Origin of the sequence: Ensifer sp. ZNC0028, from assembly GCF_000799055.1 — a bacterium.
In the GTDB taxonomy this organism is placed as follows: domain Bacteria; phylum Pseudomonadota; class Alphaproteobacteria; order Rhizobiales; family Rhizobiaceae; genus Ensifer.
The window spans coordinates 70,749-79,551 of sequence record NZ_JTLA01000003.1 but is presented as its reverse complement, the minus strand read 5'-3'; the positions used below and the strand labels follow the sequence as shown (position 1 = coordinate 79,551).

General features: G+C 58.2%; 6 protein-coding genes. All 6 read left to right on the top strand.

The window, feature by feature from the left end:
• The coding region (gene trbG, locus L981_RS00900; RefSeq protein WP_043610846.1) for a P-type conjugative transfer protein TrbG at positions 1-802 on the top strand (802 nt) is incomplete at its 5' end.
• The gene (locus tag L981_RS00895; RefSeq protein WP_043610845.1) at positions 799-1,935 is read left to right on the top strand and encodes a TrbI/VirB10 family protein; all 1,137 of its coding nucleotides are present in this window, start codon (positions 799-801) and stop codon (positions 1,933-1,935) included. The genes trbG and L981_RS00895, both read left to right, overlap by 4 nt.
• A 2-nt stretch (positions 1,936-1,937) precedes the next feature.
• Positions 1,938-2,174 (top strand): DUF2274 domain-containing protein, encoded by a 237-nt coding sequence (locus tag L981_RS00890; RefSeq protein ID WP_043610843.1) that lies wholly within the window; start codon positions 1,938-1,940, stop codon positions 2,172-2,174.
• A 352-nt stretch (positions 2,175-2,526) separates the two neighbouring features.
• Complete coding sequence (locus L981_RS00885) at positions 2,527-4,461, top strand: ATP-binding protein (protein WP_156133934.1); 1,935 nt, start codon at positions 2,527-2,529, stop codon at positions 4,459-4,461.
• A 40-nt stretch (positions 4,462-4,501) separates the two neighbouring features.
• Positions 4,502-5,356, top strand: a complete 855-nt coding sequence (locus tag L981_RS00880) for a hypothetical protein (protein ID WP_043610840.1) — start codon at positions 4,502-4,504, stop codon at positions 5,354-5,356.
• Positions 5,349-8,639: a DEAD/DEAH box helicase gene (locus tag L981_RS00875; RefSeq protein ID WP_043610839.1), complete on the top strand. Its 3,291-nt coding sequence runs from the start codon at positions 5,349-5,351 to the stop codon at positions 8,637-8,639. The genes L981_RS00880 and L981_RS00875 overlap by 8 nt, the downstream gene beginning before the upstream one ends.
• Positions 8,640-8,803 lie beyond the last annotated feature (164 nt).

The window sequence follows — 8,803 nt, the reverse complement described above, 5'->3', positions numbered from 1 at the left end:
CACCGCCGCCGGCACGCCGACCGGCCGCGTTGAGAACGCCAATGCCGCCGCCCGCGTCGAGCCGCGCCGGGAAGGCTACTACAACGCCATCCAGATATATCCGTGGTCGGAAGGCGCGCTCTATCAGGTCTATGCCGCAGTCGGGCAGATCACCACCATTGCGCTGGAGCCGGGCGAGAGCCTGACAGGCGCGGGGCCGATCGCGGCCGGCGATACGACAAGGTGGATTATTGGCGACACCGAGAGCGGCAGCGGCGCAAACCGCCGTGTCCATATCCTCGTGAAGCCCACGCGGCCGGACATTTCCACCAACCTTGTCGTCACCACCGACCGGCGCACCTACATGATCGAGCTGCGCGCGCGGGAATCGCTCTACATGCCGGCCGTGGCATGGGCCTATCCGGCACCGCCTGCCGGCCAGCGCCAGACGGTCCCGGTCGCGCCGATCATTCCGGCCGACGCAGCGCGGAACTATCGCTACGCCTTGCAGGTGCAGGGCGACAGCCCGCCATGGCGGCCGGTTTCCGTCTTCGACGATGGACGCCGCGTCTATGTCGTTTTCCCGGCCGGGATCGTGCAGGGCGAAATGCCGCCGATCTTCGTGCTTGGCGCGAACGGCGAGCCGCAGATCGTCAATTCCCGCATCCACCAGAACGTCCTGATCGTGGACCGCCTGTTCGGCGCGGCCGAGCTGCGCCTTGGCAGCGGCAATCGCCAGCAGGTCGTCAGGATCGTTCGCACCAACCCGACGCAGGCCGCCGCCGCGCAGCCCGCCAGCGCGACCGGAGACACCCCGTCATGAGCGACAATACCATCACCGACACCATCGCACCCATGCGCCTGCGCGCCGAGCCGCCCCGCGTTACGCGCCTGTCCCGCAAGATGCTGGCAGGCGTCGGGGCCGTCGCGCTTCTCGGCATCGGCGGGGCGCTGATCTACGCGCTCCAGACCCGCGATGCAGGACCGGGCGGCGACGAACTCTATTCGACCGAGAACCGGCCCACGGCGGACGGCCTGTCCGGCCTGCCGAGCGACTATAGCGGGCCGGCGCTCGGCCCGGCGCTGCCCGGCGACCTCGGCCGCCCGATCCTCGACGCGCAGAATCGGGGACAGCCCATTGTAACGCCGGCAATCACGACGCCCGCCGTCGATCCAGAGGAAGAACGCCGCAGGGCCGAGGAAGAAGCCGCGCGCTTGAGCAACGTCTTTTTCCAGTCCGGCCCGCGCACGGGATCGCCGGCAGGAACGGCCATGCCCGGCCTTGCCGGTCTTGGCCTCGGCGGGCAGCCCGCGACACAGGATCGCCACGCGGCGTTTCTCAACGGGCCGGTGGACCGGCAGACCGTCGCCCCGGATCGCGTCGTGCCGCCGGCATCACCCTATATCCTTCAGGCCGGGGCCGTGATCCCGGCCGCGCTCATCACCGGCATCCGTTCCGACCTTCCGGGCCAGATCACCGCACAGGTGACGGAGAACGTCTATGACAGCCCCAGCGGCTCGCTGTTGCTGATCCCGCAGGGCACGCGCATCATCGGCCAATACGATGACGGCGTGACCTTCGGCCAGCGCAGGGTGCTCTTGGTGTGGAACCGCCTGATCCTGCCGGGCGGCCGCTCCATCGTCCTTGAGCGCCTGCCGGGCGCGGACGCCAGCGGCTATGCCGGACTGGAGGATGGCGTCGATTATCATTGGTGGGATCTGATGAAGGCCGCAGGGCTGTCCACGCTGCTCGCAGTCGGCACGGAGCTGGCGACCAGCGACGAGGACCGACTGATCCGCGCCATCCGCGAGGGGGCGCAGGATACCGTCAATCAGGCCGGCCAGCAGATCGTTCAGCGCCAGTTGCAGGTCGCGCCGACGCTCACCATCCGACCGGGCTTCCCGGTCAGGATCATCGTCACCCGCGACCTTGTATTCGAGCCGGCAGGAGGTTGACCATGACCAAGCTGAAACTCGGCCCCATCGTCGAGGACAAGCCGGTCAAGGTGATGCTGGAGCTGCCGGGGCCGCTTCATCGCGATCTTGTCGCCTATGCCGAGGTGCTGGCCCGCGAGAGCGGCCAGCCCGTCGCCGATCCCGTCAGGCTGATCGTGCCGATGCTGCATCGGTTCATGGCCACGGATCGGGGTTTTGCAAAGGCTCGGCGTGTCCAACAGCACGCCAAGACAGCTTAAGTAATGATACGCGATGATGACGTTTGCTCGGTATGCCGGGCCAGCAAACAGTTCAGTTGATCGAGGGGCCAGTTGCCAAGATCTCCTGGCGGTCGGGCCGCGAAGCGCGCTCCGCTCTTTGTCGAGGTCGGGCGCTGGCAACTGTGTATCCTAGGTCATCTGCCGGTGTGAGTCGACCTTAGTTGTCCAGAACCAGAATGACACCGGCGCGCTGCAAGCGACCCAGGTCGGCAACCAGCTTCTCGCTACGCAAAGCCAGCAGCTTTCCGACCTGAGCTCGCTCATGTCGGGCAATGGCTGAACTGCCCGTCGTATTGGGCATTTCGCGATAGGGGGTTCCGCCACAAAAGCATTGACCGTACTGGAAGTTGTAGAGACACTCGTGGTTGTTTCCGGGGGGCAGATGATGCGTTTAGTTGGTCTTACAGTTGAGAATTTTCGTTGTTACTCAGCACCTGTCACGGTGCGCTTTGGTAACCTGACCGCGCTCGTTGGTAGAAATGACGTAGGTAAATCTACCCTCATGGACGCGCTGGCGATCTTCTTTGAGACTGCTTCGCCTGATAAGGACGACGCCTGCAAGGCAGGTGATCCGAAACAGATGCGCATAACATGCGAATTCGATCAGCTTCCTGAACAGCTGGTAGTGGATGCTGAATTTCCTACCACGCTCTCTGGTGAGTATCTTCTGAGTGCGAATGGAACGCTCGTCATTCGGAAGACCTACAATGGAAGTCTAGGGACGCCGAAGATTACTGCGATCGAAGCCTTGGCGGACCATCCGACGGCAGCGGGGTATAGCGACCTTCTCACTCTCAAAAAGGCCGAACTTGCCAAGCGGGCGGCCGATCAAGGTGTAAATTTGGATGGCGTGGACAAGAGGGCGAACGCTCTCGTGCGAGCGGCGATCTGGCAGAGCTGTGGCGACCTCAAACTAGCAACGGCCGCGGTGTCGCTGGATGCAGAGGGAAGCAAACAGGTCTGGGCCGAGTTACAGCAATACCTGCCGACATTTGCGCTATTTAAGTCAGATCGAGCTAGTACGGATCAGGATGCGGAAGCTCAAGACCCTCTGAAGGCCGCAATCAGAGAGGCGATCAAGGCCGTCGAACCGAAATTGCAAGAAGTTCGAGATTATGTTGAAAGTGAGGTAAAGAAAATTGCTGCTGCGACTGTAGATAAATTGCGGGAAATGGATGCATCCGTTGCTGAAACCCTAAACCCAGTCATAGCGACTAAAAAATGGGATACGTTGTTTTCTACGAGTATTACAGGTGATGAGGGTATTCCTCTCAATAAACGTGGGAGCGGCGTGAAGCGCCTCGTTCTTCTCAATTTTTTTCGTGCGAAAGCTGAGAAGTCCGCAGCGGAAAAAAGCTCATCTTCGGTGATCTATGCCATCGAGGAACCCGAAACCAGCCAGCATCCTAGAAACCAACGCCTGTTATTGAACGCTCTTCGGGAACTCTCAGATGGGGACGGTAAGCAAGTCATAGTCACCACGCATACTCCCATGCTGGCTCGTTATCTGGACGAGACTGATCTTCGCTTCATCCAGCGGGGAGAAGATGGAATTCGTTTGATCAGCGAAGGTAGCGAAGCGACCTCGGCTGAGATTGCAAAATCGCTTGGAGTGCTTCCTGACCACAATGTGAAGATCTTCATCGGTGTCGAAGGTCCGCATGATATTTCGTTTCTCAAAGGTGTGTCGCGGGTACTCATCGCCGCAGGCGAAGATGTGCCCGACCTCGAACAGCTCGAATTAGATGGTGAGCTCATTTTCGTGCCCCTCGGGGGCAGTAATTTAGCTTTATGGGCTTCACGGCTGGCTCCGTTCAACAGACCAGAGTTTCACATTTGTGATCGCGATAATCCACCGCCAGGTCAACCAAAGTATGTGGATCATATGAATGCGGTTAACGCCCGTGCCGGATGCCGTGCTGTGGCAACCCAAAAACGTGAGTTGGAGAGTTACCTACACCATGAGGCTATTTGTGAAGCCTACGCCCTGAACCAAATAAACATCGCCTTTGGGGTGCCTTTTGGCGATTTCGATGATGTCCCCCAAATTGTGGCGCAGGCGGTCCACGCGGTTAATGGTGCTGACCCTTGGGGCAACCTTGACGAGGAGAAGCGTCGGAAAAAGGAAAGCGCAGCGAAGCGCTATCTCAACAACACGGCGATATCTCGGATGACCGTCGATAGGCTAGCCGTAGCAGACCCTCAGAATGAGATCAGAGGTTGGCTTGCTACGATTTCACAAATGATGGTCGCGGGTGCTGCGTAATCATTCTAGCTAGCGACGGACTGCCTCGGGCGAAAACCATATGCCACTGTCTATAAATCCCTCTCCAACTACAGAATGTAATTTTTCGGAATGGATAATTGGCAAAAAAAATCGTGCCAAGCTGATCGAAATTATCGCCTATCTCTATTTGCGACAGGAGGAAAACGCTCAGCGAGTGATCAATGCTTTGGAACCGCGACGGCGCGTTTCAAAAGGCAGGGTCGCTCAGAATGTCGTGAGGAAGCTGACGGCTCCGCGTGCCGAAGACGTTGAGCTTTTCCGGTCGGGAACCGACGAACAGAAGGAGGCGGCAAGAAAGCGGATAAGGACATCCGTTATTCACCGGGACGGACTGTTATTTCAGCATATCTCCTGGGTTGCGGCGCGGCTAGCTCTTCCGAACGGCTATATGACATCGCCTCATGTCCGACAGGCAGACAAGGGATTCGACGGCTTTATAATCGAACTGGAAGATGGTGGGCGCGAGATCAAGCGCATTGTGCTTTGTGAGGACAAGGCTTCGAAATCGCCGCGCAGCCTTATAAGCTCCAGCGTATGGCCCGAGATCGGAACTATTCTGTGCGGTGATCGCGATGATGAAATCCTCGCCGACCTCGTAACCTTGCTAAAGAGTGTCCCTGACATCGATGCTGAGGCAGCGGTCGACGAAATGTTTTGGGAAGGTGCTCGCGAGTTCAGAGTTGCCGTGGCCACCGGCGAAGATCAGCGCAAGGCCGGAAATTTTCTGCATATCATAGCTGGTTTTGAAACGGTCGCTGGTGGTGAGCTCGAAAGTCGCACGGCCGGAGTGCTGGCTTTCGAGGACGTGCGCAAAGGGTTAGCTCTTCTCGCCGGCGAGGTGGCGGCTAAAATCCAGGAGATCGCCGGTGTTTGATCCAAGTTCCCGCGCTCTTCTACGGGAGGCTCCTGATCTACCGGGTCTCGATCCTGAAACGCTGGATGAGTTGTTGACGGCGGCTCACATTGAGTTGGCGACAGTTCGCCTTCTGTCCCGTGAAGGTGAATCTGAGCCTGCAAGCGGAGTGATCGACCGGGTAAGGCGTCTTGCTTCGACTTTTGAAGCCTATGTTGCACTCAATCTTCGACCGGAGCAGACGCGTGCCGCAGCTTTCGTCGCAGCTAGTGCTCATCAGATCTTGAGCCGCGTTCGTGAAACTGCATTGGATCGTCCAACCGTTATTTCGAGTGATGCTATTGGATCATCAATCTCCGCAACGCTACTGTTCCTGATTGCTGATCGGGCGGCGGACGCAGCGGAAGTGGCGGGGCAGCTCAGGGCCAGAGGCGAACGGCGGGCGGTTAGACGATCTCTGATCCTGAGTCTTCGGGAATTGGCAACTGGCAATCTCACGACGCTGATAGAGCGTGACCTCGGCGAAGACTCCATCGCCATGGGAGATAGCCGAGAAGTAGCCACTGATCTTCTTCTAAGGGAATGTGCCTACGTGGTTCAGGGACTTGGACAGGAGGCGCGCGGGAGCGCTGTGTCCGACCCTGATATCCGCTCAAGGCTCAAGCGTGTTATCCGCTTGTCGGAGGCCTCAGCGGTGGAGATCAACGTAGCGCTGGAAGGAACCGTGCAGCACCAGTTTGCCGGTCCACATCATCTGGCCACACTGTTGAGTCGGCTTGTTGATGGAATGCAGGCCGCGATGCTGGTTCGACTCCCAACACCATCTGGAGCGCAAGCTAAGGCATGGGCCGACTGGCTTCTGTCTCAGACGCAATCGCACCCATTTCTATGGATCAATCATCTGAAAGCTGTCAGGACGGGATACTTGAACCGTGGCAGGTCCATGGTGATGACATCGCCCACTGGTTCGGGGAAGACCACGCTATCTGTCCTGAAAATCGCAGCAACCCTATGCGCGGGCGAGAGCGTCGTCTACCTGGCTCCTACTCACGCTCTCGTAGATCAGGTAGAGACCGATCTCTCTGCACAAATCGGAGGCCTAGAGGCGGTCAGCGTTGTTGAAGACGTTGCGCTCGAAGAGCTTGGGGACAAGCTGCCACCATTCTCCGTCATGACACCCGAGCGTTGCCTTGCCCTCCTTGGTTTCGCGCCTGAGCTTTTCGACAAGGTCGGCCTCCTCGTCTTCGATGAGTTCCATCTCATCAGTGCCGACGATCCGGCTACGTCATCGAAAATCAGCGCACGCGCCATTGATGCGATGTTAGCGCTCCTGACGTTTCTCCGCCATCGCAAGGAAGCAGACCTGCTGCTGCTGTCTGCTATGGTCGCCAACGGCGCCGAAATCGCTCGTTGGCTGCGGGCCGTGACGGGAAGGGAGGTCGAAGCGTTCGACGATCCTTGGAAGCCAACACGGCAACTTCGCTCTTGCGTCATCTATGATCGCTCTGACGTGCTTGAGGCTGTGCAAGCGGCATCGAAGGCGAAGACCCAGTCCGCGCGGAGTCGGGTCCCCGCACAGCCTCTTGGACTCTTTTCGTTGATTTCTGGATGGCACCCCAAAAGGTCGGAGAAGCTGGTCGTGCAGGCGCTCACGGATCAACGGCCGCCGCTCGTGAAAAATGCCAAGGGGAAATTGACATCGAACAGGAACGAAGTCGCTGCGCGGATCGCGGCCGACTATGCGGCCGTAGGAAAGCGCGTGATCGTCTTCTGCAACGATACTAAAGCATGCGGGAGCGTTGCGGATCAGATCAATGGACTACTGGCCCCGGCCACCATCGCTCTGGATGAGACGCAGGAGGAAATGCGCAAGTCAGTTCTCAGGGATGTGGGAGCGGCCGAAGCCACATTCGATCCCATGGGGTGCAGAGCAGCGGTGCATCATGGTGATCTGCTGCCATTGGAGCGGCGGTTGACGGAAAGCGTTTTTCGGGTTCGCAGGGATTCTGAGAGTGAGGATCTGGGCCTTGATGTGGTTGCCGCGACATCTACAATTGCGCAAGGGTTGAATCTGCCGTGCGATGTCGTGATTCTTGCAGGAACCGACAGGAGCGCGATTGATGACCCAAGCGGCAATCCTCGCACGGACTTGCGTCCTCACGAGATACTCAATGCGCTCGGGAGGGCTGGACGCGCGGCGTATGCTGCAACCGGTCTGGCAATCGTTGTTCCCGCAAAACCCATCGGTGTGGAAAGAGGGAACCTCTCTCTTCCGTCCGAAGGAATTCTGAAGACCGTTTTCTCCGAGCAGGATGCCTGTGAGGAGGTTTATGATCCGATAGAGTTGCTTCTTGATCGGATCGAGGTATCCGCTAACCCTGATCCAAAAGTGCAGTCGATAATCCGGCGTTTGTCTGCTGTCACCACAGCAGGAGAGAGTGGCTTCGACGATATCGTTCGCCGTTCGCTGGGGTTTTTCCGGCGTAGGGAAGCTAATGCTTTGGGGGCGGACAAATGGCTAGAACGTCGCCGAACCGCGCTCAGGGCTGCCGAGGAACAACTGGAAGATCCGCCCGTTCTTGATTGGCAACGGGAAATTGCTGTCCGCAATGGTGTTCCGCCAAGGCTGATCGAAAGATTGGTCGAGGCGTTTGATCATGCGCCAGTTGAAAAGACGGCTACCGAGGACTGGATCAACTGGCTGCTGGATATAGTGGCCGAACATCCTTTGGATTTGACGATCTTCGTCAGGGAAACAGCTCTTGAGTCCGTTTTCGGCCGCGCCTACACGAATACAACAATACCTAAGGCCACCGCTAAGCGGATATTGGGAGCGCTCAAGACGTTGGTTTCAATGTGGTGCGCAGGACGCACGCTGGTCGAGATCGAGGCTTGGCTTCTCGCGTTCATTCGGAAGCACGAAGGAGAGGTCAAACAGCGAGCAAACCAATCCTCAACAGCACAACGGGCTCGCCGCTTCGCCATACGCATCGCCCCTGATCTCGGCTTTCTGTGTGGCGTGCTTGGGCAGATCGCCGCTTACAAGAACGCTGAAGAGGGCGGGGTTTCACTTCCCGTGGTTGATATGTTGCCACAGATGGTAAGAGTTGGGGATCATGATCGTCATCATACGGCCTTAAGACAAATGACAACAAACGCCTCGCGGGTTGAGACTTTTGGAGCATATGTTTCATTGCGTGGGTCATTCAAGGCGGGTGCATCCGCCGAAATGGATGTTGTACGAGACGAGGTTACTACGGCAATGTTGCTCCAGTCATTCACGGATTTGGACGACGAGGAATAGGCGTCAAAACGATCCAAGCGCCGATTGCTCCATTTCAGACAGTGACTTGTAGTGAATGTCGGTATCGGTAGTTGCACGCCCCCGCAACCAAATCAAAAAGCCCGCTCGGAGAAATCCCGCGGGCTTTTGACGTTCTAAGGCACGCACACAGGGGCGACACCGAG